The sequence below is a fragment of the Streptomyces sp. NPDC044064 genome (genome assembly GCF_056434245.1).
The window spans coordinates 66,413-90,235 of the sequence record NZ_JBWKFN010000016.1 but is presented as its reverse complement, the minus strand read 5'-3'; the positions used below and the strand labels follow the sequence as shown (position 1 = coordinate 90,235).

The 23,823-nt window shown below is 71.8% G+C and carries 24 protein-coding genes and 2 pseudogenes; 8 read left to right on the top strand and 18 right to left on the bottom strand.

Features of this window, described 5'->3' with window-relative positions:
• The first annotated feature begins 219 nt into the window (after positions 1 to 219).
• Entirely contained in the window at positions 220 to 1,056 is an 837-nt protein-coding gene (locus AC07DS_RS25520; protein ID WP_479148802.1) for an aldo/keto reductase, read from the top strand.
• Between the two features lie 124 nt (positions 1,057 to 1,180).
• Here AC07DS_RS25520 and AC07DS_RS25515 read toward each other — a convergent pair whose 3' ends face one another.
• Positions 1,181 to 1,804 carry a hypothetical protein gene (locus tag AC07DS_RS25515; protein ID WP_479148800.1) on the bottom strand — a complete coding sequence of 208 codons (624 nt, stop codon included), beginning with the start codon at positions 1,802 to 1,804 and terminating at the stop codon, positions 1,181 to 1,183.
• 189 nt (positions 1,805 to 1,993) lie between these two features.
• On the opposite strand from AC07DS_RS25515, the gene AC07DS_RS25510 reads away from it, so the two are divergent.
• On the top strand, positions 1,994 to 2,689 hold the full coding sequence (locus AC07DS_RS25510; RefSeq protein ID WP_145884713.1) for a glycoside hydrolase family 75 protein: 696 nt from the start codon (positions 1,994 to 1,996) through the stop codon (positions 2,687 to 2,689).
• A 13-nt stretch (positions 2,690 to 2,702) separates the two neighbouring features.
• On the opposite strand, the gene AC07DS_RS25505 is transcribed toward AC07DS_RS25510, so the two are convergent.
• The 6 genes and pseudogenes from AC07DS_RS25505 to AC07DS_RS25480 all read right to left on the bottom strand — a co-directional run bounded on the left by AC07DS_RS25505 (position 2,703) and on the right by AC07DS_RS25480 (position 6,735).
• Positions 2,703 to 3,404 (bottom strand): SDR family oxidoreductase, encoded by a 702-nt coding sequence (locus tag AC07DS_RS25505; RefSeq protein ID WP_479148798.1) that lies wholly within the window; start codon positions 3,402 to 3,404, stop codon positions 2,703 to 2,705.
• 114 nt (positions 3,405 to 3,518) lie between these two features.
• A complete protein-coding gene (locus tag AC07DS_RS25500; RefSeq protein ID WP_479148796.1) occupies positions 3,519 to 4,424 on the bottom strand; it encodes a class I SAM-dependent methyltransferase in 906 nt (301 codons plus the stop codon).
• A 229-nt stretch (positions 4,425 to 4,653) separates the two neighbouring features.
• A pseudogene (locus AC07DS_RS25495) lies at positions 4,654 to 5,101 on the bottom strand (cellulose binding domain-containing protein); the annotation flags it as partial.
• Positions 5,102 to 5,183: 82 nt separating this feature from the next.
• Positions 5,184 to 5,921, bottom strand: coding sequence for a dienelactone hydrolase family protein (locus AC07DS_RS25490; protein ID WP_479148794.1), 738 nt, complete (start codon positions 5,919 to 5,921; stop codon positions 5,184 to 5,186).
• 246 nt (positions 5,922 to 6,167) lie between these two features.
• Complete coding sequence (locus AC07DS_RS25485) at positions 6,168 to 6,371, bottom strand: Tn3 family transposase (RefSeq protein WP_479148998.1); 204 nt, start codon at positions 6,369 to 6,371, stop codon at positions 6,168 to 6,170.
• Between the two features lie 70 nt (positions 6,372 to 6,441).
• Positions 6,442 to 6,735, bottom strand: coding sequence for a DUF1330 domain-containing protein (locus AC07DS_RS25480; protein WP_479148792.1), 294 nt, complete (start codon positions 6,733 to 6,735; stop codon positions 6,442 to 6,444).
• Between the two features lie 158 nt (positions 6,736 to 6,893).
• On the opposite strand from AC07DS_RS25480, the gene AC07DS_RS25475 reads away from it, so the two are divergent.
• On the top strand, positions 6,894 to 7,796 hold the full coding sequence (locus AC07DS_RS25475; RefSeq protein WP_479148791.1) for a LysR family transcriptional regulator: 903 nt from the start codon (positions 6,894 to 6,896) through the stop codon (positions 7,794 to 7,796).
• A gap of 116 nt (positions 7,797 to 7,912) precedes the next feature.
• On the opposite strand, the gene AC07DS_RS25470 is transcribed toward AC07DS_RS25475, so the two are convergent.
• Genes AC07DS_RS25470 through AC07DS_RS25440 form a run of 7 tightly spaced genes read right to left on the bottom strand, consistent with a single transcriptional unit; the run spans position 7,913 to position 15,199 of the window.
• Positions 7,913 to 10,165, bottom strand: coding sequence for an AAA family ATPase (locus AC07DS_RS25470; protein ID WP_479148789.1), 2,253 nt, complete (start codon positions 10,163 to 10,165; stop codon positions 7,913 to 7,915).
• A complete protein-coding gene (locus AC07DS_RS25465) occupies positions 10,162 to 10,845 on the bottom strand; it encodes a Mov34/MPN/PAD-1 family protein (protein ID WP_479148786.1) in 684 nt (227 codons plus the stop codon). Before AC07DS_RS25465 ends, AC07DS_RS25470 begins: the two co-directional genes overlap by 4 nt.
• Positions 10,842 to 12,287 carry an MPN domain-containing protein gene (locus tag AC07DS_RS25460; RefSeq protein ID WP_479148784.1) on the bottom strand — a complete coding sequence of 482 codons (1,446 nt, stop codon included), beginning with the start codon at positions 12,285 to 12,287 and terminating at the stop codon, positions 10,842 to 10,844. The genes AC07DS_RS25465 and AC07DS_RS25460 overlap by 4 nt, the downstream gene beginning before the upstream one ends.
• A complete protein-coding gene (locus AC07DS_RS25455; protein ID WP_479148783.1) occupies positions 12,268 to 12,735 on the bottom strand; it encodes a hypothetical protein in 468 nt (155 codons plus the stop codon). Before AC07DS_RS25455 ends, AC07DS_RS25460 begins: the two co-directional genes overlap by 20 nt.
• A gap of 20 nt (positions 12,736 to 12,755) precedes the next feature.
• Positions 12,756 to 13,184, bottom strand: a complete 429-nt coding sequence (locus AC07DS_RS25450) for a hypothetical protein (RefSeq protein ID WP_479148781.1) — start codon at positions 13,182 to 13,184, stop codon at positions 12,756 to 12,758.
• A gap of 4 nt (positions 13,185 to 13,188) precedes the next feature.
• On the bottom strand, positions 13,189 to 14,946 hold the full coding sequence (locus AC07DS_RS25445; RefSeq protein WP_479148779.1) for a ThiF family adenylyltransferase: 1,758 nt from the start codon (positions 14,944 to 14,946) through the stop codon (positions 13,189 to 13,191).
• A complete protein-coding gene (locus AC07DS_RS25440) occupies positions 14,936 to 15,199 on the bottom strand; it encodes a hypothetical protein (protein ID WP_145884703.1) in 264 nt (87 codons plus the stop codon). The genes AC07DS_RS25445 and AC07DS_RS25440 overlap by 11 nt, the downstream gene beginning before the upstream one ends.
• Positions 15,200 to 15,647: 448 nt before the next feature.
• On the opposite strand from AC07DS_RS25440, the gene AC07DS_RS25435 reads away from it, so the two are divergent.
• The 3 genes from AC07DS_RS25435 (at position 15,648) to AC07DS_RS25425 (ending at position 18,828) form a co-directional block, all read left to right on the top strand.
• The gene (locus AC07DS_RS25435; RefSeq protein WP_479148777.1) at positions 15,648 to 16,298 is read left to right on the top strand and encodes a DedA family protein; all 651 of its coding nucleotides are present in this window, start codon (positions 15,648 to 15,650) and stop codon (positions 16,296 to 16,298) included.
• Between the two features lie 102 nt (positions 16,299 to 16,400).
• Entirely contained in the window at positions 16,401 to 17,183 is a 783-nt protein-coding gene (locus tag AC07DS_RS25430) for a class I SAM-dependent methyltransferase (protein ID WP_479148775.1), read from the top strand.
• 187 nt (positions 17,184 to 17,370) lie between these two features.
• Positions 17,371 to 18,828 carry a sensor histidine kinase gene (locus AC07DS_RS25425; RefSeq protein ID WP_479148773.1) on the top strand — a complete coding sequence of 486 codons (1,458 nt, stop codon included), beginning with the start codon at positions 17,371 to 17,373 and terminating at the stop codon, positions 18,826 to 18,828.
• Positions 18,829 to 18,942: 114 nt separating this feature from the next.
• Here the strand turns inward: AC07DS_RS25425 and AC07DS_RS25420 are convergent, their stop codons facing one another.
• The 4 genes and pseudogenes from AC07DS_RS25420 to AC07DS_RS25405 form a co-directional block, all read right to left on the bottom strand.
• A complete protein-coding gene (locus AC07DS_RS25420; RefSeq protein WP_479148771.1) occupies positions 18,943 to 19,614 on the bottom strand; it encodes a hypothetical protein in 672 nt (223 codons plus the stop codon).
• Positions 19,607 to 20,443, bottom strand: a complete 837-nt coding sequence (locus tag AC07DS_RS25415; RefSeq protein ID WP_479148769.1) for a class I SAM-dependent methyltransferase — start codon at positions 20,441 to 20,443, stop codon at positions 19,607 to 19,609. The genes AC07DS_RS25420 and AC07DS_RS25415 overlap by 8 nt, the downstream gene beginning before the upstream one ends.
• A 5-nt stretch (positions 20,444 to 20,448) precedes the next feature.
• Complete coding sequence (locus AC07DS_RS25410) at positions 20,449 to 20,754, bottom strand: 4a-hydroxytetrahydrobiopterin dehydratase (protein ID WP_479148767.1); 306 nt, start codon at positions 20,752 to 20,754, stop codon at positions 20,449 to 20,451.
• Between the two features lie 48 nt (positions 20,755 to 20,802).
• Positions 20,803 to 21,831: pseudogene (locus AC07DS_RS25405) on the bottom strand (ADP-ribosylglycohydrolase family protein).
• Positions 21,832 to 21,965: 134 nt separating this feature from the next.
• Between AC07DS_RS25405 and AC07DS_RS25400 the strand changes: the two are divergent.
• Positions 21,966 to 22,814 carry a helix-turn-helix domain-containing protein gene (locus tag AC07DS_RS25400; protein WP_479148765.1) on the top strand — a complete coding sequence of 283 codons (849 nt, stop codon included), beginning with the start codon at positions 21,966 to 21,968 and terminating at the stop codon, positions 22,812 to 22,814.
• 97 nt (positions 22,815 to 22,911) lie between these two features.
• Entirely contained in the window at positions 22,912 to 23,775 is an 864-nt protein-coding gene (locus AC07DS_RS25395; RefSeq protein WP_479148763.1) for a helix-turn-helix domain-containing protein, read from the top strand.
• Positions 23,776 to 23,823: the final 48 nt, after the last annotated feature.

The following is a 23,823-nucleotide window of genomic DNA, read 5'->3' as shown; positions in this document are numbered from 1 at the left end:
TCAGCGACACGTCCGGTGGCGCGATACAGAGTCCCGGGATGAAGGGCCGCGGTCAATGGTCCGAACCGATAACGTCGGATGCGTTTCCGGCCAATCCGGGGTTCCGCGGACTGACTCACCGGTCAGTCGGCACGGATTCCGCGGTCAGGAATGCAGGTCGGCCCGTGATCGTTGACGATGGGAGTACCACCTGTCGACAACCGAAGGATCAAGAAGCTCGTGAGCAGCAAGGTCCCCCCGATCATCCTCAACAACGGCGTCGAGATGCCCCAGCTGGGCTACGGCGTCTGGCAGGTGCCGGACGACGAGGCCGAGCGGGCCGTCGCCACGGCACTCGAGGCCGGGTACCGCAGCATCGACACAGCCGCGATCTACGGCAACGAAGAGGGCACCGGCAAGGCCATCGCCGCGTCCGGCCTGCCCCGCGAGGACATCTTCGTCACCACCAAGCTCTGGAACAGCGACCAGGGGTACGACTCCACGCTGCGCGCGTTCGACGTGTCGCTGGAGAAGCTGGGTCTCGACTATCTGGACCTGTACCTGATCCACTGGCCGCTGCCGTCCCGGGACAAGTACCTCGACACCTACAAGGCGTTCGAGAAGCTCTACGCCGAAGGCCGGGTCAAGGCGATCGGCGTCTCCAACTTCCTCCCCGAGCACCTGCAGCGGCTGATCGCGGAGACCTCGGTCATCCCGGCGGTCAACCAGATCGAACTGCACCCGCACCTGCAGCAGCGCGCGGCGCGCTCGTTCCACTCGGAGCAGGGCGTCAGGACCGAGGCCTGGTCGCCGCTCGGCCAGGGCAAGGGCCTGCTGGAGGTGCCGGCCGTCGTCGCCATCGGCCAGAAGCACAACCGCACACCGGCCCAGGTCGTGCTGCGCTGGCACATCCAGCTGGGCAACGTCGTGATCCCGAAGTCCGTGACGCCGTCGCGGATCAAGGAGAACATCGAGGTGTTCGACTTCAGCCTGGACGACGAGGACCTCGCGGCGATCAGCGCCCTGAACGAGGACCGCCGCCTCGGCCCGGACCCGGCCACCTTCGACATGGGCTGACACCCGCCCGCCGAACGGCCGTTCGCCCTGCTGCTCAGCGGGGCGGACGGCCGTTCGCGTGAACTCCCCGGCAGGAGCGAGCCGTTCGGACACCGGCGCGGAAGCGGTCGGCCCACCGGACGGGTCAGCCCACGTGCACGACCGTGTGCACGTCCGTGTGCACGACCTCGAACTCCTCCAGGCCGACGACGTCCACATGCGCCTTGGCGACACCTTCGTGCCGGGCCGCCGCCTGGTCGGCCCGCGAGGCCACCATCGATTCGCGGTCGACGAAGAGGGCGCCGACCTGGCCCGTGCCGCGCTCCCGGTCGACGAGCAGGCCGGCCGCGGCCAGGCCCGACAGCGCCTCCAGGCGCGGAGCCACGGTCGACAGGAACGTGTCGGTGACCAGGTCGATGTCCGCGGGGTCGAACTCCACCCGCGTGATGCGCAGGCCGCCGCCCATGCGTGGTGGCTGGAGGGGGTGGTACACCACCGCCTCGAAGTTCTCCACCGTCAGCGTGCCGGCGAACGGCCCGAGCATGGCCTGCCTGCGCGACCGCATGACCTCGTCGCTGTTGTGCCGCGCCTCGGCCGTGCCCCACCAGCTCACGCCCAGCAGCTTGCCGAGGTCCCGGTCCACGAAGACCCCTGCTCCGCAGTAGCCCGGACGTTCCTGGAGCAGCTCGCGCCCTTCCGTGTTCAGCGCCTTGATGGCCGTGTCGATCCTCGCGGGGTCGCCGGTCACATAGATGGTGCGTACGAACATGACGATTCGCCTCCCAGTTCGACATGACCAGTGTTGCCCGGGGGGCAATTCACTGCATCCGGTGGCGAAGTCGCCGCAAACGGCCCAGCCTGCGCGACTTCCCCGCAGGGGCTTGACGAGGACATGCGGGAGGGGCCACCTTGTACGGCACCCGGTAAGGAAACTTTCCTAACAGAAGGGTCCCCCACAGTGCGTCTTCGAACACTGACCCTCGCCGCGGCCTCCGGGGCCGCCCTCCTCGCCGCCGGAGTGCTGCCCGCCAACGCCTCGGGCAACCCGGCACCCGCCTCCGCCCAGGAGGGCTCGGTGAGCGCGGCCGACCTGCTGGCCAAGGTGACGTCCTGTTCGCAGATCTCGAACGGCAAGTACAAGACCGACGACGAGACCTCGGCGACGGTCCCCGTGTGCGGCAAGAACGGCGCGGTGTTCTGGAAGGCCGACATGGACATCGACTGCGACGGCCAGCGCACCACCAACTGCAACGAGAACCGCGACCCCTGGTACCAGGACGACACCGCCTTCCACCAGTCCGACGGCAAGCCGCTGAAGGCGGAGTCCCTGCCGTACGTCGTGGTGCCCAGCTCCAGCAGCATCTGGAACTACTCCGGCGCGGGCATCAAGGGCGGCGGTGTCGTCGCCGTCATCTACAACAACAAGGTCGAGTACGCCGTCGTCGGCGACACCGGCCCCACGAAGATCATCGGCGAGGCCTCGTACGCCACCGCCAAGGCGCTCGGCATCGACCCCGACCCGGCCACCGGCGGGGCCGACTCCGGCGTGACCTACATCCTGTTCAAGAACTCCAAGGTCTCCCCCATCGAGAGCCACAGCGCGGCCGTCTCCCTCGGGGACCAGCTGGCCAAGCAGTTCCTCGCGAACAACTGATGCCGCCAGTACGTCAGTTGGGCTGTCCCAGCGGACGTACGACCACGGTGTTGACGTCGACCCCGGCCGGCTGCCGGATCGCCCAGACCACCGAGTCGGCGATCTGGTCCGCGGTCAGGAGATGCCCCGGGGGCAGGCTGCCGAGCCCGTCCCAGAACGGGGTCTCCACCCGGCCGGGGGCGACCAGCGTGACGCCCACACCGAACTCCGTGACCTGGCGCCGGGTGTTCTCGGCGAGCCCGGTGACGGCCCACTTGGTGGCGCCGTAGAGGTTGCCCGGCGTGTTCACGAACCCGGCGACACTGCCGATGAGGACGATCCGGCCGCCCGTCTCCTTCAGCGCGTCGACGGAGGCACGGACGAGCAGGGCGGGGCCGAGGACGTTGGTGAGGACCATCTCGGTCCATCCCGACGGGTCGCCGTCGGCGACGGAGTCATGGGTGGCGGAGCCGGCGTTGGCGACGACGGCGTCCAGCCGGCCGTACGCCTTGAGCGTGCGGTCGACCGCGTCCCGCACGTCGTCGAAGGCCGACGCGCTGCCGGGGACCGTCAGCAGTTCGTCGGGGCTGCCCAGGCTGTCGGCGAAGTCCCGCAGCCGCTGCTCCCCGCGGCCGGTGACCGTCACCCGGTACCCGGCGTCGAGCAGCTGCCGGGCGACGGCGGCGCCGATACCGCTGCCGCCACCGGTGATGAGCGCGACCGGAGCGTCGTTCATGGTTTCCCCCTGTGTCTCGGTGAAGGCCCGCAGTCCATCACTTCGAGCGTTCTCCAAGTCAAGTCCCGTCACAGGTAAGGCAGTACGGCACCGAGGGGAGGTGGCGGCGGGCGCTCAGACCGGCCGTACCGCCGTGTGGACCGTGTACGCGCCCAGGACGAACACGTCCGGCCTGCGGTGCACGCTCGCCGGATCGGCCGGGTCGAGCAGGCGGTCCAGGGTGGCCAGATCCTCTGCGTCCAGGCTCCCGTCGGCCGCTTCGCGCAGCCGGGTCAGGGAGGCGGCGACATAGTCGCGGGCCCGGTCGGTCGCCGGGGCCGGGAGGTCGAGCAGGAAGCTGCGGGTGCGGGTGTGCTTCAGACCGACGGAGGTCAGCAGGGCCGACCAGTCCTCGGTCACGGCCACCGAGCCGGGCAGGTCGGCCCGCATCCGCGCGAACCACTCCGCCTGCACCACGTCCAGCCGCTCCTGGAGTCCGGGGCGCCCGATGCCGAAGTCACGGGGCAGGAAGCGGGAGGGGAGGCCGCCTTCGAGGAGGGCCAGGGTGCCGCCGGGGGCCACCCGGGCAGCGAACGCGGCGAGCGCGGCCCGCTGGTCGCCGAGGTGGTGCAGGCTGCGGCTGGCCCACAGCAGATCGGCCGGGTACTCCAACTCGTCGAGCACACCCGGGAGTTCCCCGGCGAGGATGTCGAACCGGTCCGCCACGCCCTGTCGTACGGCGCGGTCACGGGCCTGCTCCAGCAGCGGCCCGGTGCTGTCGACGGCCACGATCCGGGCTCCGGGAAAGGCCTCGGCGAACAGGCAGGCGACGACACCCGGGCCGCTGCCCGCGTCGACGATCAGCCCCGGCTCGGTCACCTCCTTCGCCAGCCAGGCCATGGCCCGCTCGTAGACGGGGGTGAACAGCTCCGCCTGCGTCTCGAGGTGCGGAGCCATCTCGGCCCAGTCGATGTCGGTGTCGTGTGCGTGCCCGTGCCCGTGCCGGTGGTCGCGGTCGTGCTCGTGGTGGTCGTGCGCCATGGTGCCCAGCCTCTCGTCGGTGTGCGGTCAGCGTGCGGCGGCACACCGGCCGAGGGCCAGCGGTGTTGCCGCTCCGGCAAAAACCGGATGCGTCCCGGCAAAGGGTCCGGTGACGCCGGGCCGCTGGACGACGGGCCGTCCCGGTGGCGGGGACGATCCGCCGGGGCCCGTCCCGCAGGACCAGCCCCGGCGGTCGCTCACCCGGTCAGGACAGCGGCGGGTAGGCGTTCTGCATCAGCTGCTGGAACTGTGCGCGCAGCCCCATGCCCCCGTCGACTCCGCTGATCGCGGCGATGCGGTCCAGCCAGACGCCGGTGGGCTGGTTGGAGACGCGGCTGCCGCCCGGTTCGGCTGCGGCCTTCGCCGCCCCCGCTGCCGCCGTCGTCGACGTTGCAGGTGACGCCGTCGAGGGTGAACGTGGTGGGTACGGCGTTGGTGCCGCTGCAGGAGCCGTTGAAGCCGAAGCTGACCGAACCGCCGGTGGCCAGCGTGCCGTTATAGGTCTCGTTGTTCGCGGTGACGGCCGTGCCGCTCTGGGTGATCCTGGCGTTCCAGCCGCTGGTCACCTGCTGGTTTCCGGCGTACGACCACTTCAGCCTCCTCGCCCCGGCGGCCGGAGTGGCCCGCCGCAGGTCGCGGTGATCATCGTAGGGGCTCTGCCGCAGTAAATCCGGCATTACTGCGGCCGTTGCGAACGCGTCTCCGCGATCGAGCATCCGCCCGAATGCGGTTCTGCTGTGCGGACTTTGCTTACCTGGGTCATGCCCCCAGGTCCTCCGTCACGGGCAAGCACTCGGCGAGCAGGTCGACGACGTCGCGCCAGGCGCGCTGCGCGTGCCGTGGGTGGTAGCCGACGCCGGGGGGTGCGGGGTGGTCGACCGGCGGGTGGTGGAAGGCGTGCAAGGCGCCGCCGTAGACCGCGAGGCGCCAGTCGACGCCCGCGGCCTGCATCTCAGCGGTGAACGCGTTCCGTTGCGCGGGCGGCATGATCGGGTCTTCCGACCCGACCCCGGCCCACACCGGGCAGCGGATGCGCGCCGCCTCGCCCGGTCGGCCCGTGGTCAGTGCGTTGACTGTCCCGATCGCGCGCAGGCTGACGCCATCACGCCCGAGTTCCAGCCCGATGGCGCCCCCGGTGCCGTAGCCGACGGCGGCGATCCGGTCGGGGTCGGTCCGCGGTTCGGTGCGCAACACGTCGAGCGCCGCATGGCCGATGCCCCGCATCCGGTCGGGATCAGCGAGCAGTGGCGTGCAACGGGCCAGCATCTCCTCGGGGTCACCCAGATAACGCCCGCCGTGAAGGTCGAAGGCCAGCGCTACATATCCCAGTTCGGCGAGAGCATCGGCCCGGCGGCGCTCGACGTCGCTGAGCCCCATGCCCTCTGGTCCGAGCAGCACCGCAGGCCGGCGGTCGACACCGGCCGGGAGCGCGAGGTGCCCGATCATCGTCAAACCGTCGGCCGGGTACTCGACCGTACGCGTCGCAATCGTCGTCATGAGACTGGACTGTAGTGATCGTCGAGCCCCGGTCCGGCCGCTGTTCTGCCGCTGGCAGAACAGCGCGGGTGTCCCTCTGGAATACGGCGAGGGCTCACAAGAACCGTCACAATCCCCGTTCCCACGACAGCACTGTCGGATCACCTGCCCAGGCCACGGTGTTGGAGGCTGACCCTCGCGGCAGGATTCTGGCGTATGCCGGGCCCGCTCCCGTGAAGGGCGTCACCAGCTGGTTCACCTCACCGTTCAGGCGGCCTGGCCGAGACCGGCGGCGATCGGATCGATCTCCCATCCCTCCTCCAGCAGCTGCCGCACGATCTCCGCGATGTCCAGGGCGTTCGTCGCCGCGGTCACCCGCCGGCGCAGCGGCGCGTCCGAGAGGTGGCGCAGCAACTGGACAGTGCGGATCACGCGGCCGACCTCACGGAAGGCGGCATAAGACTCCGCAATGACCTGGGTCGTCGTTCAGCACCGTGTGCGTTTCAGGTGACGGATGCTCAGCGATGGCTGGGCCCGCCGGTCAGTCGATGCCTTCGATGATGCGGAAGTCGCGCTCGTAGCCGTCGGGGAGGGCCACCAGCGCCTTCTGGTATGCCTCGCTCTCGTATGCCGCGACCGCCTGTTCAAAGCTGTCGAACTCGATCAGAACGGCGCGTTGCGTGATTCCGGCCTCGTGGGCGACGACTCGACTGCCACGGGACAGGAGGCGCCCGCCCGCAGCCCGGACAGCCGGACCCGCCAGCTCGTCGTAGGCAGTCAGCCCCTCAGGGTCGGAAATGGCGGGGTAGACACTGACCCAGTAGCCCTTGGCCATGGAAACCTCCTGTGTTCGGCCGGACACGTCTGACTTCGAATTGACATTCAGATCGATCGATCCCGGCATGCGCAGGTTAGGACTTGATGTGCGGTCGAGGGAAAGACCGGTACGAGATAGACTCAGAACGGATCGTTATCAATCGGCAGGGAGGGCACGTGGCGCCGGATACGGTGAGCCTGCGGTACTTCCTGGTGCTGGCGCAGGAGTTGAACTTCACCCGCGCGGCCGCACGGATCGGTATCGCACAGCCCGCACTCAGCGCCCGGATGCGCCGATTGGAGGCGGAACTCGGTACAGCCCTGCTGGTCCGCAACACGCGTAACGTCGTATTGACCACGGCCGGTGCGGCTTTGGCGGAGTCCGCGCCGCCCGCGCTGGCGGCGCTGGACCGGGCGTGGGACACCGCCCGGAGCGCGGCGGCCGGTGAACTGGGCACGCTGCGCATCGGATACAGCCTCAGCGCCGGGGCCGAGACGGCACCGGCCCTGGTGGACAGGCTGATTCGCGGCAACAGCGGACTCGAGGTCGGCGCGGTCCCGATGGCGACACCGGAGATCTCCCCCGCGGTCGCAGACGGCCGCATCGATGCCGGGATCACCCGCGGTGAACAACCGGGCCGTGGCGTGCGCCGGTTCCTGCTGCGGCGTGAGCGCGCCGGGGTCCAGCTGGCGCAGCACCATCCGCTGGCCGAACGCCCGGAGATCGAGATCGCCGACGCGGCCGCGTATCCGCTGCGACTCCCGGACCGTGCGGCCAACCCCGTGATCCACGATCAGCTGTCCGCACTGTTCCGAGACACCCGACCACCCCCCCGATTCCACACGCTCGCAGTCTCTTTCGACATGTCTCAGCGCGACCTGCGCGACGGGGTCACCCTCGCCCCGGCCGGAGAAGCCGCGGCCACGGCACAACCGGCCGGTCTCACCTGGCGGCCGCTGCGGGGCGCGCCCAGCCTGACGTTCCACCTGGTCCTCCCACGCGAGCAGTCACCACTGCACCGCCGCATCCGTGCCGTCGCCAAAACCCTGGCGCACGAGCTGCACTGGCTGCCGGACTGACGCGCAAGAGGTCGAGCGAGACGGACGTCTGCGGTGGCGAGGCGGCAGGATGCCGAACGGCTAGCGGCGCCGGGACCGCTCCGTTCGAACGGGCAGGCGCTCCCGGCGGCGACGCGTCAGGTGGGGCGGTCGTAGGGGAACTGCGCCCGCGGACGCCCGTTCGTGCCCGCGGTGTGCGCGCGGGTGCCTGCGCCGACCGCGGCCAGGCCCTGGAGGACGTCGTCGTGGGAGACCGGCAGGAGTTCCTCGAAACGGCCTCGGCGCAGCGCGGCCAGCCGTGCCTCCCGGGCGACCATCGCGATGCCGGCTCCCGACATGCCGTCCGACCGTCGCGCGTACTCCGGGATGCGGTCCGCCACCGCGCCCTGCGGCAGGTAGAGCGCGAACAGGGCCGCCCGCCCCGCCTCATCGGGCAGCGGTACCTCGATGTGCAGGCCGAGCCGGCCGGGCCGCAGCAACGCGGGGTCGATGCGCTCGTGGTTGTTGGTGGCGCCGACGACCGTGACATGACCCAGGTCCTCCAGCCCGTCCAGTTCCGCGAGAAGCTGGTTGACCACCCGGTTGGCCGCACCGCCGTCCCCGCCGCCGCTGTTGCGCCGGGGCGCCAGGGCGTCGACCTCGTCGAAGAAGAGGATGCTCGGGGCGAGGTTCCGGGCCCGTTGGAACAGGTCGCGCACCGCGCGCTCCGACTCGCCGAACCACTTGTCGAGCAGCTCCGGCCCGCGTACGGACAGGAAGCGGCTGCCGCACTCGTGGGCGAGCGCGCGGGCGAGCAGTGTCTTGCCGGTGCCGGGCGGGCCGTGGAACAGCACGCCCCGCTCCACGCGCACCCCGGCTTCCGCGAACAGCGCCGGGTTGCGCAGCGGGAGGATCAGGCGTTCGCGCAACTGGGTGACCGTGTCGTCGAGACCGACCACGTCGGCGAACCCGGTCGTCGGCAGTTCCGGGACGACGCCACCGATCACGGACGGGGTGACCAGGGTCAGGGCGGCCGTCCAGTCCGCCTCCTGGATGCGCAGGGCGCAGACCGGTTCGAGCGCCCCGCCGGGCGAGGCGGTCCCCTCCGTCTCGTACGCGGCCTCCGGGTCCTCGGACTCGGAGCCGTGCGCCGCGTCCTCGTGCTCCAGCATGTCCAGCGGGAAGGCCCGGCGCAGCGCGACGCGGCCCGCCTCGTGGCACAGGGCCGCCAGGTCGGCACCCACGAACCCCGACGTACGAGCCGCCAGGTCCCGCAGCAGGGCGGTCCGTGCCGTCTCGTCGTCGGCGGCGAGGGAGAGGTCCCGGGTGTGGATCGCCAGGATCGCGCGGCGGTCCTCCTCGGAGGGAAGGGGCATCCGAATGCCCTGGCCGAGCCGGCCCAGGCGGCGGATCGCGGCGTCCACGTCGTCCGGGCGGCCGGTCGTGGCGATGATCACCGGCCGGTCCGGCCGGTCCAGCAGTTCGTGCAGCAGCCCCAGCAGGGAGCCGCCCACGACGGGGGTGTCACGGGCCGGCGCCAGGTAGTCGACGTCCTCCAGGACGACCAGGCGGGTCCGTTCGCCGTCGGCGACCGGACGGAACGCGTCGCGCAGCTCGGCTTCCGCCTCCTCCCGCTGCTGGGTGACGAGCGCCGATCCGCGCAGCATGACCGTCTCCACGCCGTCCTGGGCGCACCGCATGCTCACCGCGCGCGCCAGTGTCGTCTTGCCCGTGCCCGGCGGACCGTGCAACAGGATGCCCGCCGGGGCGTACACGCCGAGGCGGCGCAGTTCCTCGGCCCGTCTGAGCGGCACCTCGATCTCCCGGCGCAGCAGCGCCACCACGTCGTCGATGCCGCCGAGGTCCTCGTAACCGGGCCAGACGGCGCGCAGCGCGGGGGAACGCTGGACGGTGACCCGCAGCAGGGGATCGACGGCGGCGACGGGGACCTCCGTGCCCTCGGCGACGACACGGTCCACGACGTACTCCCCGTACCCGTCGGCGCCGTCTCCGGCCGCGCCCAGCGGGCGGTGGCAGAAACGCAGGCCCGGATAGAGCGGATAGCGTCCGGCGGCGAGAAAGTCACGCAGTTCGGGACCGGAGGCCGTGCTGCCGCGCAGCAGGTTCAGCCGCACCTCGTCGGCGGTGGGGACAGGCCCGTGTTCCGGATCGACCCGGACCTCGGTCCCGGCGGCGCAGCCGAGCGCCCCGCGTTGCCAGCGGTCGAGGGCGATCTCGGGCTCCGGGCCGAAGCGGTCGGCGAGGTCCCATACGACACGGCAGTAGATGGCGGCGTCGGGCGTGGCCACCCGCAGCAGGTCGCCGGCCGCCGAGCCCGGCGCGTTGGTGAAGCAGTGGCCGTGGATGACCTCGTCGTCCGTGAGTGCCCGGACCGTGACGCCACCGTTCACCGTTCCTCCCCCGTTCGTCGTGCGGCGGACGTCCGCCCGGAGACATGGACGGAGACGATCCCGCCGGAGCCCACGACGTCCCACAGGCCGCCCAGCCCCGGGTCCGCCGCGCCGCTCAACGCATCGGCGAGCCGGGCCCCTTCGTCGAGCATGAGCCCCGCGGGCTCGTCACGGATCCGCAGGGCACGGCGTGCGCACTTTCGTCCCCAGGCCTGGATGCTGTGCCCGCGGGTGAACGGATCGGCGACGACGGCGACGGCGGACGCGTCCAGGTCGGTCCAGGTCGTGAGCGTGTGCTGGTCCTGCTCGGAGAGGAACACGCCCATGTGCGGGTGGCTGTGGACCCAGCCGAGCACCGTCGCCACGCAGTCGCCCAGCGGGGTGCTCCGCACGGTCTTCAGGGTGTCGTGCACCCCTTCGATCACGCCGGTGTCGAACGAACAGCGCGTCGGGGTGGAGACCTGCTGCGGCGGGAAGACCGCGGCGGTGATCTCGACCAGGCCCTCCGACCGCCTGCCGACCAGCACGCCGCCGCGCTCGGTGGGGAACCGGGCGAAGTACGCGAGCAGGGTGTTGCCCCATGCCCGGTCCAGGGCTATGTCGTCTCCGGGGTTTCCGCGGATCAGTGACCTCGGCATCATCCGTCCCTGCGCCGGTGGCGGTGAGTGTGGCTCGGTCACGCCGCGCACGGCTCCGCTCCTACGAGTACCAGGGGCAGCGGGCCGCCCGACCGGCGGTAACGGTCCAGGACGGCGTCGCGCACGGCCTCCGCCGTCTCGGTGGGGAGCACACCGTCGACCAGCCCGATGCGCAGCGCCTTGCCGCGTTCGTCGAACACACCGATCTGGTCGTCGAGTCCGTCCTTGGTGACGTCGACCACCACGGGGCGGAACTCGGGGTCGAGCGCCCGCCAGCTCGCCGAGGTGGCGTGGTCGGTGGCCGACAGGAACACCGACAGACCGGGATGGGTGTGCAGCCAGGTGATGTTCACGACGTCGTGGTGGTCGGGGCCGAGGGAGTCCAGTGCGTCCCGTACCCGTTCGACCTCCAGGACGGAGAACTCGCACCGGACCGAGCTCGCCCAGGTCTGCTGCGGCAGGACGACGCCGACGATCGTCCACAGTCCTTCGTCCGTCCGCGCGGTGAGGGCGACACCGCCCTGTTCCCTGCGGTGGTCGGCGGGTTCGCTGAGTGCGTCCGCGAGGTTGCGCCAGAGTTCGGCGTCGATGCCGACCTCCGGGGCCCGCGGTTTCTTCGGGGCCGGTCCGGTGTCCTCGTCCCCGCCCTGTTCCTCGGCCGTGTCCACCGGGTCCGCCGGGGCCGGCGTGACCGCTGTGTCCACCGGGTCCACCGGGTCCACCGGGTCCACCGGGTCCGGCATGCCCGCTGTGTCCAGCGGGTCCGACGTGTTCAGCGGCCCCGTGGATCCGGCGCCGGGTGTCGGGGCCGCGTCCGGGTCCACGTCCCCTGCCGGATCGTCGGGGCCCGTCCCGGTGGCGGTACCGGCCGCCGCCGGGTCCTGGCCGGCCGGCGCGGCGCTGACGTCCGCCTCCTTCCCCGGGCTGCCCGACGGGTTCTCCCCCGGCGGGTCCGCTGCCGCTTCCGCGGCAGGTGACGGCTCGCCACGGGATGTGCCGTCCGGGACAGCCGTCGAGTCGCCGGTGGAGTCGCCGTCGGCCTCTACCGGGCGGCCGGACTCCGCGTCCTGCACCGCGCTGTCGGACTCCGCGTCCCGGCCGTGCCGGACCGCATGGAGCAGGACACCGGCCTGGGCGAGTGCGACCACCGGGATGACGGCCCAGACACCCGCGGAGTCCCCGCTCCGCAGCAGGGCCACCGACACGGCGGTCAGTGCCGCGCAGGGCAGCACCGCCGCGAACAGGGCCGCACTCATGTCGGGGCCGGCGGGGCGGACGGACGGACGGCTGGTGAGCCACTCGGAGGAGCCGAGCCAGGCGGCGGCCGTCGCGGCGAGCCCGACCACCGCCGCCCGGCGGCCGCTCGGCACCGCCCAGCCGACGGACAGGAGGTAGAGGACGAGGAAGAAGGCGGGGCCGACCAGGGCGAGGGGCAGGGCTAGGCGCAGACTCGGCGCCCGGTGTTCAACGTGCCGGACTGTCATGATTCTCCGTGTTCAGAAGCTGCTTGACGTATTCGAGGGCGGCGCCAAGCGTGCGGCTCGACAGCTGGGCGTCGGACCAGGCGTCCGTGTACGTGAACCAGCACACGTGGGGCAGCCGCAGGCCGAGCCACGGGCACCACGCGGCATCGCCCTTCGGTGGCCAGATGTTCACGTGCCGGATCTGCGCATTCGCCGGGGCGGTGATCCAGACCGTGGGCAGCCGCTGGTGCAACATGCCCACGTCCATGACGAGTTGGTAGTCCTGCCGGATCCGGGAACCGCCGCCGACGACGCCTCTCACCCGGGCGCTGACGGCGCGCACATCGGGCAGCCCGACCGCCGGGTACGGCGAGAGCAGCGTCCGCCATCGCGCCATCAGCAGCGCGCTCTGCCGGGTCTCGCGGGCCAGGACGCCGATGCCGGGGAAGTCGGTTCGCAGAGCCGACACTTCCGCTTCGGTGACGGGCATCAGCGCGCCCGGCTCTGCATGTTGGTGTCGGCGAGAACCTGGCGGGCGGCCTCCAGGAAGTTCGACAGGGAGCGGTTCTCCTGGGGGATGTGCTGCCAGGCCGAACCCGTGGTCCCCCAGCACAGGGTCGGCCGCCGGTCCCCGGTGAAGGGACAGGCCTCCCTGGGCCGGAAGATGTTGACGTGCTGGATCTCGGCGTCCGAGGGGGAGAAGATCCAGACGACCGGCAACTCGTCGCGCAACCGGCCCACATCGACCAGCAGCCGGTAGTCCTGGGGCCGTGCGCGCAGGGACATGTTCGCGGAACCGAGAATTCCGCGCAGCGTCACCGCGACACTGGTGACCCAGTTGTCCCGGTCCGTCACCAGGGGTTCGAGGTCGAAGAACTGGGCCTTCGCCTGGAGGAACTCATGCGGTGCAACAGCCACGGCCTCACTCCTTGTCACTCGTGCCGAGCAGCGGGTCGCCCAGGTGGGCCGGACACTCCGCCGGGTCCCGTTCGCCGGCCAAGTGGCCGCTGAAGGAGACCTCTGTGCCGTCCCAGACGTGGAAGCGCCGGACCCGGTCCGCCGCCCCGGCCAGCGTCGCGATGAGCGCCGCCGCCTGGGCGGCGCCGACGACCGCCGCGCTGGTGACGAGGGCCTGGACGGGTATGCCGTCGACCACGTCCGTGCAGGACCGGCGGACGGGATCGTCGGCTATGGAGGTGCCGAGCCAGCACACGAGGCACATGCTCGACGTGCCCGGGTCGCACACGTGTACGCGGCCGATCACGCCGTCCACCGCTCCGTTGACGAGGGGCACCTTGTGCCGCTCGGCCAGCACGTTCAGCGTCCACCGCGTCTGCTGGTTGTCCGGGCAGGACAGCACCGCCGTCGCCGCGGCCAGCTCCTCCTCCACCCGGGCACGTGACCGGGCGACCTCGGCCAGCCGTGCGCGGAGCTCCGGCGGGCCGCCGAGCGCGGCCGTGTCGACGGCGGCCGGCGCTCCGAGGAGTTCGGGACCGATCACCGTCGCCAGGGCCTCGACCTCCAGTTCCGGGTCGATCTCCCGCAGTCGCGCGGCGGTGCGCTCGGCCTTGGGGGCTCCGATGTCGCTGTCCCTGAAGAGGATCTGCCGGTTGAGGTTGTGCAGCTCGACCCTGTCGTCCATGTCGACGACGGTCAGGTGTGCCACGGCGCCGCTCGCGGCCAGCACCCCGGCCGCCCAGCCGCCGAGCGCTCCGGCGCCGCACACCAGGACCCGGGCGTCACGGCGCGGCAACTGCTGCCAGGACTCGGGCAGTCCACCCCCGTCCTCCGGGACCACGCCCTCCAGCGGAGACCAGAAGCAGACCGGTGCACGCCGGGGCGGCCGCCGAGCGGGTACGACGACCAGGGGTGTGCGGGTCCGGCCCGGTTCCCGCACCATGACGGACGCCAGCACGTGGTCCTCGTCGACCACCGCCGTCACCCTGGGCCGCACGGGCAGCCCGTCCAGCTGAACCGAGAAGTCGCCGAGCCGCTCCGCCTCCGCCACCTGCTCCAGCACACCGTGCAGATCGGGCTGCGGATTGCCGTTGCGCATGAGGTGTTCCGCCGCCGCGCCGGCGCCCGGGGCATGCAGCATGAGCCGCTCCTCCGCCCACTGGGACACGACGGCGGGGCCGGCCACCAGTGCGCCGAGCTCGACCAGTGCCGCCTGCGCCAGCAGTCCCCCGCACACGGCGCCCAGCGCAGCGGTCAGCAGGCCGGACTCGTCCTTCGCGTCCGGCATGGCATCGGGTCCCACCCTGACGGCCGCGGGCAGCACCTGCCCCCACACGTCCACCGCGCCCCAGGCCGCGACCGTCTCCGTCTCGGCTGCCCGTGGCACGGCCAGAGCCAGCTCGCGGCCGTCCGGGGGCCGGTTGTCGCCGAGCACGCGCACCGACCGGTTCGTCTCCTGGGCGCGCAGGGCGAGGGCCTGATCGAGCGGCTGGTCCAGATCGTCGCGGCAGAGCAGGAACTGGTCGGCGATGTCCCGCTCCGTCACGGGCCGGTCCATCCCGACGAGTCGGATGTGTCCGTGCCGGCTCCCGGCGCCCATCATGGCCAGACACTGCAGCAGATGGGTCAGGGCCGGTCCGGTGCCGAGCACGGCGATCCGCGCGTCGGCGACCAGCTCCTGCACCAGGAGTCCGCTCTGCCGGGCGTAGCGCTCAACGGGCATGGCGGACCTCTGCCGTGCCACCGCCGACGACACCGTCGCCGGGCAGTCCCACGGACAGCACGGTGTTGGCGTATTCCTCCACCGGCCGGTCGTCGACCACCTGCCCGTTCTTGTCCCGCACGCTGAAGCGGCTGCCCGCCGCGATGAACCCGCTGTCGTCGACCGCCTGACGCACGGTCTGGCCCGGCTGGATGGTGACGTCCTGGCGTGCGTTGGAGATCGCGTTGCGCAGGGTAACCGTCGTCGTGCTCATGGTGATCTCTTTCTCTTCGTGGAGATCGGCGTCGAGGCGCGAAGACATGGAGAGAACACGTGTTGATGGGCCATCGGATGCCGTGCCCACGGCTCTCGTCGCGCACGCGGACGCGAACGCGACGGAATAGGTGTTCCCCCGTCGAAGAATCCCCCCGGATTCGGCCAGACCCCCCTGTCACCCCTCGGGTCGTCAAGTATGAACCGGGGTCAGGGTTTCGTGAAGACAATGCGAAAAAAACAGCAGCATATTCCGCCCCCGGCCTCCCCGGATCGACTATTCATTCGACGATGTGACGCGAGTGACGCGGGATTGGGACAGGTGTTCCAAAAGGGGGAGCTGAATTCTTCGATCCGCGAAAGCACATCTCCCACAACAGTTTCATCCGGTTCGTCGTTCACCGGGTACGACAACCGTCCGTACGCCGACCACCCCCGAGGAGCCCGCGTTGGAGCTCGCCGTCAACGTGCTGAATGCCCAGTCGATGATCACCGCCTTCGGGCTGGCCGGCATCCTGGCGATCGTGTTCGCCGAGACCGGACTGCTCGTCGGCTTTTTCCTGCCCGGCGATTCACTGCTGTTCCTGGCCGGGGTGGGCGCCTCCGGAGCGGCGGACCAGGTCTTCGACCGACCCGGCTTCCACCTGTCCCTGCCGGGGCTGCTGGTCGGTGCGCCCCTGTGCGCGATCGCCGGGGCCCAGCTCGGGCACCTGCTGGGCGCACGGCTCGGGCCGAAGCTGTTCACCCGGCCGGACTCACGGCTGTTCAGGCAGGAGTACGTCGACAAGGCGGAGGCCTATTTCACCCGCTACGGCGCGGGCAAGGCGGTCGTACTGGCACGGTTCATGCCCATCGTGCGTACGTTCCTCAATCCCGTCGCCGGGGTCCTGGGTATGCGGGCGGGCGCATTCCTGCTGTGGAACGTGGTCGGCGGCGTCGTGTGGACGACCGGGGTGATCCTGCTCGGCTACCGGCTCGGTGACTCCCTCAAGGGCAGCATCGACTCGTACCTGCTGCCCGCGATCGGGCTGATCATCGCGCTGTCGCTGCTGCCCGTGCTGGTCGAGGTGGTCCGCTCCCGCCGAGCGGCCGGCCGGTGACGTCGGCTCTCGCAGGGTCGCCACGCCGCTCCGCGGAGAGGCCGTCCCGCTCGCCCCGGGCTACGCTGCCGGCGGGGGCTGTCGTGGACCACGGAGTCAGCCATGCCGAAGCCCGAGCTGTCGAGGAACCGGTCGTCTCTCAGGCACAAGCTCCGCTATGCCGTACGGCACCCCGGGCGTATGCCTCCCTATCTGCGCCGCGCCGCGCGGGACACCTGGCTGGGCTTGCGCCACCGTGACCACGTCGCGTACTACCGCGCCGTCATGGCCTCCGACACCGCGCGGAGCCCCGAGCGTGCCGTCGGCAGCGCCACGGCGGCCCGCTGGCTGACGCTCGGGCAGATGCAGTTCGACTACCTGGTCGAACACGGCCTGAAGCCGCAGGACCGCATGCTGGAGATCGGCTGCGGGAACCTCCGCGCGGGGTGGCGGTTCATCGACTACCTCGATCCCGGCCACTACTACGGCATCGACATCTCGCCGGACATCCTCCTGAATGCGCAGCGCACCCTCGTCCACCGTGGCCTGCAGGGCCGCCTCGCCCACCTGGCCCTCGTCGAGAACCTGACGCTCGACTTCCTGCCCCCGGGCCGGTTCACCGTGGTGCACGCCCACAGCGTGTTCTCGCACTCGCCGCCGGAGGTGATCGACGAGTGCCTGGCCAACGTCGGGCGGGTGCTGGCCCCGGGCGGCTTCTTCGACTTCACCTACGACCGCACGGAGGGTCCCGAGCACCAGGTGCTCCACGAGGACTTCTACTACCGCACCGAGACTCTCCTCGCGCTGGCCGAGCGGCACGGCCTGACGGCTCGTTTCATGGACGACTGGGAGCGGCGTCCGCACGGCCAGTCGAAGATCCGGGTCACGCACGCGGCGGCAGAGTAGGCGTCCGGCGACGCGAATCGATCTGCACGGGGTTCGCCAGGCTTGACAAGCACAGGCTTGACAAGCAGATGCATCAGAGCTGGTGAGAGCCCAGTAAGAGGAGTCGCCGACAGCCCTCGGGCGCTGCCGTCGGCGGTGTCGGCCAGGCACACTGGCTGCGCCGACCCGCCCGGAGGAAGCCCCGCCCATGGACAGCACACGACAGCGGCTCGCGATCCTGCACCCCCGTCGCAGCCTGGGCACCGTGTTCGCCCTCTCCTTCGCCTGCGTCACCGCTGCCACCACCCTGCTCGGCGGCTTCGTCAGCTACAGCGTGGCGGCGCGGATGGTGCGGGTCGACCAGGACGACGTCTTCCGCGGCGTGGTGGGAGACCTTCACCAGCAGGTCGTCCAGCAGCCTCTGTCGCCGTCGGACTACTTCAGCGTCAGCCCCGACCGCGACAGCCCCCGCGACGACCTTTCGCGCCGCATCCGCACCGACGTGCAGGTCCTCGGTGCCGCGGGCCGCGTCGAGGAACGCGGCTACCCGGCGCTGAAGGTCCGCGCCGCCGACCGGGCCGCCGCCTCGCAGTCCAGGGCCGGCCACACCGTCTACTACAGGACCGAGATCGAGGGTGACCGCTATCGGGTCGCCACCGTCGCACTCGGCGGCGGCCGGGGCGCCGTTCAGGTGGCGCAGCAGTACAGCGACACCGAGGACCTGCTCCGGGAGCTCAAGGAGCGCACCGTCGAGCTGAGCGCCGTCGTCATCGTGGTGGCCGGCCTGGCGGGCTGGTGGCTGGCGCGCAGGATCGCCGGGCGGCTGGTGCGGCTGACCCGGGTCGCCGAGGACGTGGCGCGCACCGGCCGGCTGGACACCGAGGTCCCGGTCGCCGGGCAGGACGAGGTCGGCAGGCTCGGGCGGGCGTTCGACGGCATGCTCGGCCGGCTCGCCGCCTCGGAGGAGATCCAGCGTCGCCTCGTCCAGGACGCCGGGCACGAACTGCGCACGCCGCTGACCTCGCTGCAGGCCAACGCGGCACTTCTGGACCGCATCGACCGGCTGCCGCCGCAGGCGAAGGCGGACCTGATCGCGGACATGAAGAGCGAGACCCGCGAACTGGTCAACCTGGTCAACGAGCTGGTCGAGCTGGCCGCCGGTGACCGGGATGCGGAGCAGCTCACGGAGGTGACCCTGGGCGCCGTGGCCGAGGACGCGGCCGCACTCGCCCGGCGCCGTACCGGCCGGGAGATCGTCGTCGACGCCGACGACGCCGTCGTACGGGTCCGGCCGTCCGCGGTGCAGCGGGCACTGTCCAACCTGCTGGAGAACGCGGCCAAGTTCGACCGGGACGGCACCGAGCCGATAGAAGTCGTCATCACGGGCACGCGCGTGGAGGTGCGCGACCGCGGGCCGGGCCTGGCCGACGCCGACCTGCCCCGTGTCTTCGACCGCTTCTACCGCGCCGACAGCGCCCGCAGCCTGCCCGGCTCCGGACTGGGTCTGGCGATCGTGCACGCCGTCGCCCTCACCCACGGCGGAACGGCCTTCGCCCACAACCGCCCCGGCGGCGGCGCCGTCATCGGCTTCACCGCCGCCCCGCCCGCCCTCGGCGAACACCCTCGTACGGCACCGGCGGCCGACTCCGCCACCACGCACCGCTGACCGGCAGAACCGGCCCGGCCGCCCTCGGCGCACCCCGCGCCGGGGCGCCTGTGCGACGGACACCCGGCGGACACCGGTGGTGACGGGACGGGGGCGCGGCCGCGCCGATCGTCGTCAGCCGCGGGGCGGCCCCGGATTCCAGGACCGGTACGGCGCGGCTCCTGACGCGGACTGCCGGTGCGGCATCGCCGTGGGTGCCGGGCGGTGGGTGCGCAGCAGTGCCTCGAACCCGTCCCGCAGTTCCCGTGCCTTGTCGGGCCGGGCGGTGTAGGCGACGACGGATCCGTCGACGCACTGTGTCGTCACCACGGCGCCGGTGCTCGGATCCGCCTGCCCCGGCCACACTCCGCCGAGGGCGGTGGCGGGTACCCACCCCGGCTCGGACTCCGGGCCGCCCGCACGCCGACGGCGCAGCACCTTGCGCCGGTAGCCCGGGATCAGCAGACCGGGGAGCGTCACCACGACGAGGAGGAGGAACACGATGCTCCCCACCGCCCCGGCCGCCCACCGGACCAGCGCGAGGAACGCCCCGTAGCAGGCCGAGACGATGAACACCCAGAGGCAGCCCACCTGGACGGCGTGCGGCGCACCAGCCTTGTCCGACAGGCTGTAGAGGCCGACCGAAGCGAGCAGCACCGAGGCCGTGACCCATCCGGCCGTGTCGCCGAGGAGCGCTTCGGCGACACGGGGGGCGAGCCGGTCGCGCCTGACGACGAAACCGTGGTCATGGAATTGAACGCATACACGTCCCCCGGGTGTGGCTCTGACACCGGCGATCTCACGCATGCCGCTCGCCCTGGCCGGGACGTCCGCCGCTCAACTGCCCCCTGGCCTGCGGCTGTCCATCAGTTGCCGCCGCCTGCCCGGGAGTTGCCGCCTGCTTCCGGTACGAACGCACGCCGAACCGCGGGTCGGGGCGACGGCGGTCCTGGTCGGGCAGGGCCGCCAGCCGCTCGGCGAAACCGTCGACGCGCGGGTCGCCGGGCGGCAGCGCGGTGAACCAGCCACGCCGCAGGTCGGCGATGGTGGAGCGGGGGCTGCGGCCCTGTCCGAGGCCTGCGAAGTCGGCCTGTCCGGCGGGCTGCAGCCCGTGCTCGGCCGCGTGGGCGGTGAGGACGTCGGCGGCGTCCTGGGCGGGGCGGCGGGGGCGCGGGGCGAGGACGGTGTCGATGTCGCTGCCGACGTCGTGCGCGGCGGCCTTGTCGACGGTGGTGACGTAGACCCCGCCGGGCCGCAGCACGCGGGCGCACTCGGCGACGACGGCGCGGACGTCTGCGGGGTCGGACAGCAGGTGCAGCAGCCAGATGCTGGTGACCGCGTCGAAGGTGGCGTCGGCGAAGGGCAGCCGGCGGGTGTCGGTCAGCAGGACCGCGCCGGGCAGTCGGGCCGCGGCCGTACGGACCATGTTGGGGGCGAGGTCCGCGCCCGCCACCCGCATCCCCGGGCGGGAGGCGGCCAGGCGCCGGGTGACGATGCCGGTGCCGCAGGCGACGTCGAGGAGACGGCCGGGCCGGTCGGGGATCAGGCCGAGGACGGCGTGTGCGGCGGCTTCGGCGCGCGGCTCGCCGCCGCGGGACGCGTCGTAGGCGCCGGCTTCCTTGTCATAGTCGAGCACACCGCTCAGTGTGGCCCGTGACCTGGGGCGATGTCCTCCACCCTGTGGGCGAGTTCGAAGTCCTTCCCGGTGACGGCGCCGCCCGCGCTGTGGGTGTTCACGCTGAGGGAGACGGTGTTGTAGCCGAGGGTCAGGTCGGAGTGGTGGTCCAGCTCGTCCTGGATCCGGGCGATGTGCACGACCAGCGCCGTGGCAGCGAAGTGCGAGCCCAGCCGGTAGGTGCGGGTGAGCCGGTCGCCCTCCACCGACCAGCCGGGCAGCTGGGCCAGCCGGTCCTCGATCTCCTTCTGCGACAGCGGTTCGACGGCCATGACCGGTCTCCCTTCGGGGCGGGCTGGTACGCGTTCAGCCTGCCACGTTCAGCCGCGCACGCGCTCCGCGGCGAGGTCGTCCGCCAGCGCGGCGATGCGGGCTCGGCCCTCGATCCGCTCGACCCAGGCGTGCGGCAGGCCGACGTCGCCGTGCCGGGCGCCGAGCAGGTTGCCGCAGATCGAACCGGTGGAGTCGCTGTCACCCGAGTGGTTGACGGACAGCAGCAGGGCGTCCTTCACCCGGGGCTGCGCCAGGGCGCAGTACACGCCGAGGGCGAGGGCCTCCTCGGCGACCCAGCCCGCACCCGGTGACTCGACCTTCTCGGCGCTCGGCGCCCCGTCCGCGGCCAGGTCGAGGGCCTCGCGCAGGGCCGCCGAGGTCTCCTCGTGGCCGGGGTGGCGCGCCAGCAGCCGCAGGGTACGCAGCACAGCGCCCTCCAGGGAGTCCCCCGCGACGAGGTGGGCCACGATCGCGGCCAGGGCGCCCGCCGCGTAGTAGCCGGTGGGGTGGCCGTGGGTGATCTGGGCGCCGCGGGCGGCCATGGCGAAGGCCGCGTCGGCCGGGTTGACCAGGCCAAAGGGAGCGGAGCGCATCACCGCGCCGCAGACCTTGGAGTCCGGGTTGACCTCCCCCGGCCTGCCGCCGAGCGGGAGCTGGGGGTCGGGCGCGTACATCTGGGCGACTCCGGACAGGCAGGCGTTGCCGGGGGCGCGGCTGGGGGTGCCCCCTCTGGGGGAGTACAGCCAGGCCTCGGCGAGCAGGCCGCCGGCGGGCTGTGGTCCGGCCTCCTCGGGGCCCGCCTTCGACTGGGTCTGCAGCCACCGCTCGTACGCCTGGCGCAGCAGCAGCGCTCAGGCGCCGCCGATCCCCTTCTCCCGTTCCCGGGCGTGGGCCCGGACGAGGGCCTCGACGGTGAACAGGGTCATCTGCGTGTCGTCGCTGATCCGGCCGACCACCCCGTGCGCACCGGGGACGAGGCCGGTCACCCCGCGCTCGCCGTGGGAGACGCGGATCCGGTCGAGGGAGGCGAACTCGACGGGGAAGCCGAGGGCGTCACCGACAACTCCGCCGAGCAGACAGCCACGGACCCTGGACCGGTGGACCGCCTCGGCCTCCCAGGACGGCTTTCACGGCTGGTTCATGCGGGTGCACCTCGACTCCGGTGCCCGGCTGCGGCCGGCCGGCCGGCTCCTCGACTACGGTCGTGCGTATGACCATTGTCGCGACCGGCCCGAACGCATCCGCCGCCACCCCCGCCGACAGGACCGACAAGGCCGACAAGGGCATCGGCCCGCTGCTGCGCGCCTGGCGGGAGCGGCGCAGGATCTCGCAGCTGGAGCTGGCGCTGCGCGCCGACTCCTCCGCCCGGCACATCAGCTTCATCGAGACCGGCCGCTCCCGGCCCAGCGAGGAGATGGTGCTGCGGCTGGCCGAGCACCTGGACGTGCCGGTGCGTGAGCGCAACGCCCTGCTGCTGGCGGCCGGTTACGCCCCGCACTACCCGGAGACCCCACTGGACGACCCGGCGCTGGACGCGCTGCGCGACGGCATGGAGCGCCTCATCCAGGGGTACGAGCCGTATCCGGCGCTGGTGGTGGACGCCGGGTACACCGTGGTGGCCGCCAACCGGGGCATCACGATGCTGCTGGAGGGCGTCCCCGAGAAGCTGCTGACGCCCGCGCCGAACGCGATGCGGCTGACCCTGCACCCGGAGGGACTCGCGCCCCGCATCCGCAACCTGCGCGAGTGGCGCGGACATCTGCTGGCGCAGATGGAGCGGGAGATCGCCCTGCACCGCTCGGACCAACTGCGCGCCCTGTACGAGGAGGTGGCGGCCTACCCGGTGCCCGAGGACGCGCCCGGGGACGAACCCGCCGAGCCGGTGCCGTACTTCGCGCTGCCGATGCAGATCGAGCACGACGGCCGGATCCTGTCCTTCGTGTCGTCCATCTCCACCTTCAACACGCCCATGGACGTCACGGTCGCCGAACTCGCCATCGAGACGTTCCTGCCCGCGGACCCGGCGACCACCAAGTACCTTCACACACTGGCTGGTTGACAAACTCTCCCGGGGCCGGCTCCCCTCGACCGCGTGTGCGAAACGCCGTCGTCTGACAGACTGCCCGCGTACTTCGGCGCGTAGGGGAGGGCGTGGCGTGAGTGAGCGGCGGGCTGCGCCCACCGTGGGCCAGGTGGTGCTCGGCAAGCGGTTGCAGGAGCTGCGGGAGGCGGCCGGCCTCAGCCGTGAGGAGGCCGCCCGGGTGCTCCGGGTGGCGTCGGCGACCGTACGGCGGATGGAGATGGCCGACGTCTCGCTGAAGATCCCGTACGTGCAGGTGCTGCTGACCACCTACGGGGTGCCCGAGGAGGAGTCGGCCGCGTTCGTGCGGCTGGCCGAGGAGGCGAACCAGCCGGGCTGGTGGCAGCGCTTCCACGACGTGCTGCCCGACTGGTTCAGCCTGTACGTGAGCCTGGAGGGCGCCGCCCGGATCATCCGCTCCTACGAGCCGCACTTCGTGCCCGGCCTGCTGCAGACCGAGGAGTACGCGCGCGAGGTGATGGAGGCCGGGACGATAGGGCAGACCGGCCCGGAGACGATCGAGCGGCATGTGTCGCTGCGCATGGAGCGGCAGCGGCTGCTGGAGCGGGCCGATCCGCCCCATCTGTGGGTGATCATGGACGAGACGGTGCTGCGGCGTCCGGTGAGCGTCCGGCCCGAGGTGATGCGCGACCAGCTGGACCGGCTGCTGGAGTACACCGAACGGGACCGGGTCACCCTGCAGCTCGCCGAGTTCGCGGCCGGCCCGCACCCGGGGACGTATGCCCCGTTCACGCTGTTCCGGTTCGCCGAGCCGGAACTGCCGGACATGGTGTTCACCGAGTACCTGACCGGCGCCCTGTACCTGGACTCGCGCCGCGAGGTCTCGGCCCATCTGGAGGTGCTGGACCACATGACGGCCCGGGCCGCCTCCGCGCAGCGCACGAGGAAGCTGCTCCGGGAGTACCGCGAGAACTTCTGACGCCCCTGCGAACCCTGCGACACCCCTGTGACCAGCTGAGGAGAGCAC

What these genes read in the sequence shown, in the direction of transcription:
- AC07DS_RS25400 (WP_479148765.1), top strand. Translation starts at nt 21,966, where the DNA reads ATGACCATTGTCGCGACCGGCCCGAACGCATCCGCCGCCACCCCCGCC.
- AC07DS_RS25440 (WP_145884703.1), bottom strand. Translation starts at nt 15,199, where the DNA reads ATGAGCACGACGACGGTTACCCTGCGCAACGCGATCTCCAACGCACGC.
- AC07DS_RS25505 (WP_479148798.1), bottom strand. Translation starts at nt 3,404, where the DNA reads ATGAACGACGCTCCGGTCGCGCTCATCACCGGTGGCGGCAGCGGTATC.
- AC07DS_RS25410 (WP_479148767.1), bottom strand. Translation starts at nt 20,754, where the DNA reads ATGGCCGTCGAACCGCTGTCGCAGAAGGAGATCGAGGACCGGCTGGCC.
- AC07DS_RS25515 (WP_479148800.1), bottom strand. Translation starts at nt 1,804, where the DNA reads ATGTTCGTACGCACCATCTATGTGACCGGCGACCCCGCGAGGATCGAC.
- AC07DS_RS25490 (WP_479148794.1), bottom strand. Translation starts at nt 5,921, where the DNA reads ATGACGACGATTGCGACGCGTACGGTCGAGTACCCGGCCGACGGTTTG.
- AC07DS_RS25460 (WP_479148784.1), bottom strand. Translation starts at nt 12,287, where the DNA reads ATGACAGTCCGGCACGTTGAACACCGGGCGCCGAGTCTGCGCCTAGCC.
- AC07DS_RS25445 (WP_479148779.1), bottom strand. Translation starts at nt 14,946, where the DNA reads ATGCCCGTTGAGCGCTACGCCCGGCAGAGCGGACTCCTGGTGCAGGAG.
- AC07DS_RS25420 (WP_479148771.1), bottom strand. Translation starts at nt 19,614, where the DNA reads ATGCGTGAGATCGCCGGTGTCAGAGCCACACCCGGGGGACGTGTATGC.
- AC07DS_RS25430 (WP_479148775.1), top strand. Translation starts at nt 16,401, where the DNA reads ATGCCGAAGCCCGAGCTGTCGAGGAACCGGTCGTCTCTCAGGCACAAG.
- AC07DS_RS25500 (WP_479148796.1), bottom strand. Translation starts at nt 4,424, where the DNA reads ATGGCGCACGACCACCACGAGCACGACCGCGACCACCGGCACGGGCAC.
- AC07DS_RS25425 (WP_479148773.1), top strand. Translation starts at nt 17,371, where the DNA reads ATGGACAGCACACGACAGCGGCTCGCGATCCTGCACCCCCGTCGCAGC.
- AC07DS_RS25480 (WP_479148792.1), bottom strand. Translation starts at nt 6,735, where the DNA reads ATGGCCAAGGGCTACTGGGTCAGTGTCTACCCCGCCATTTCCGACCCT.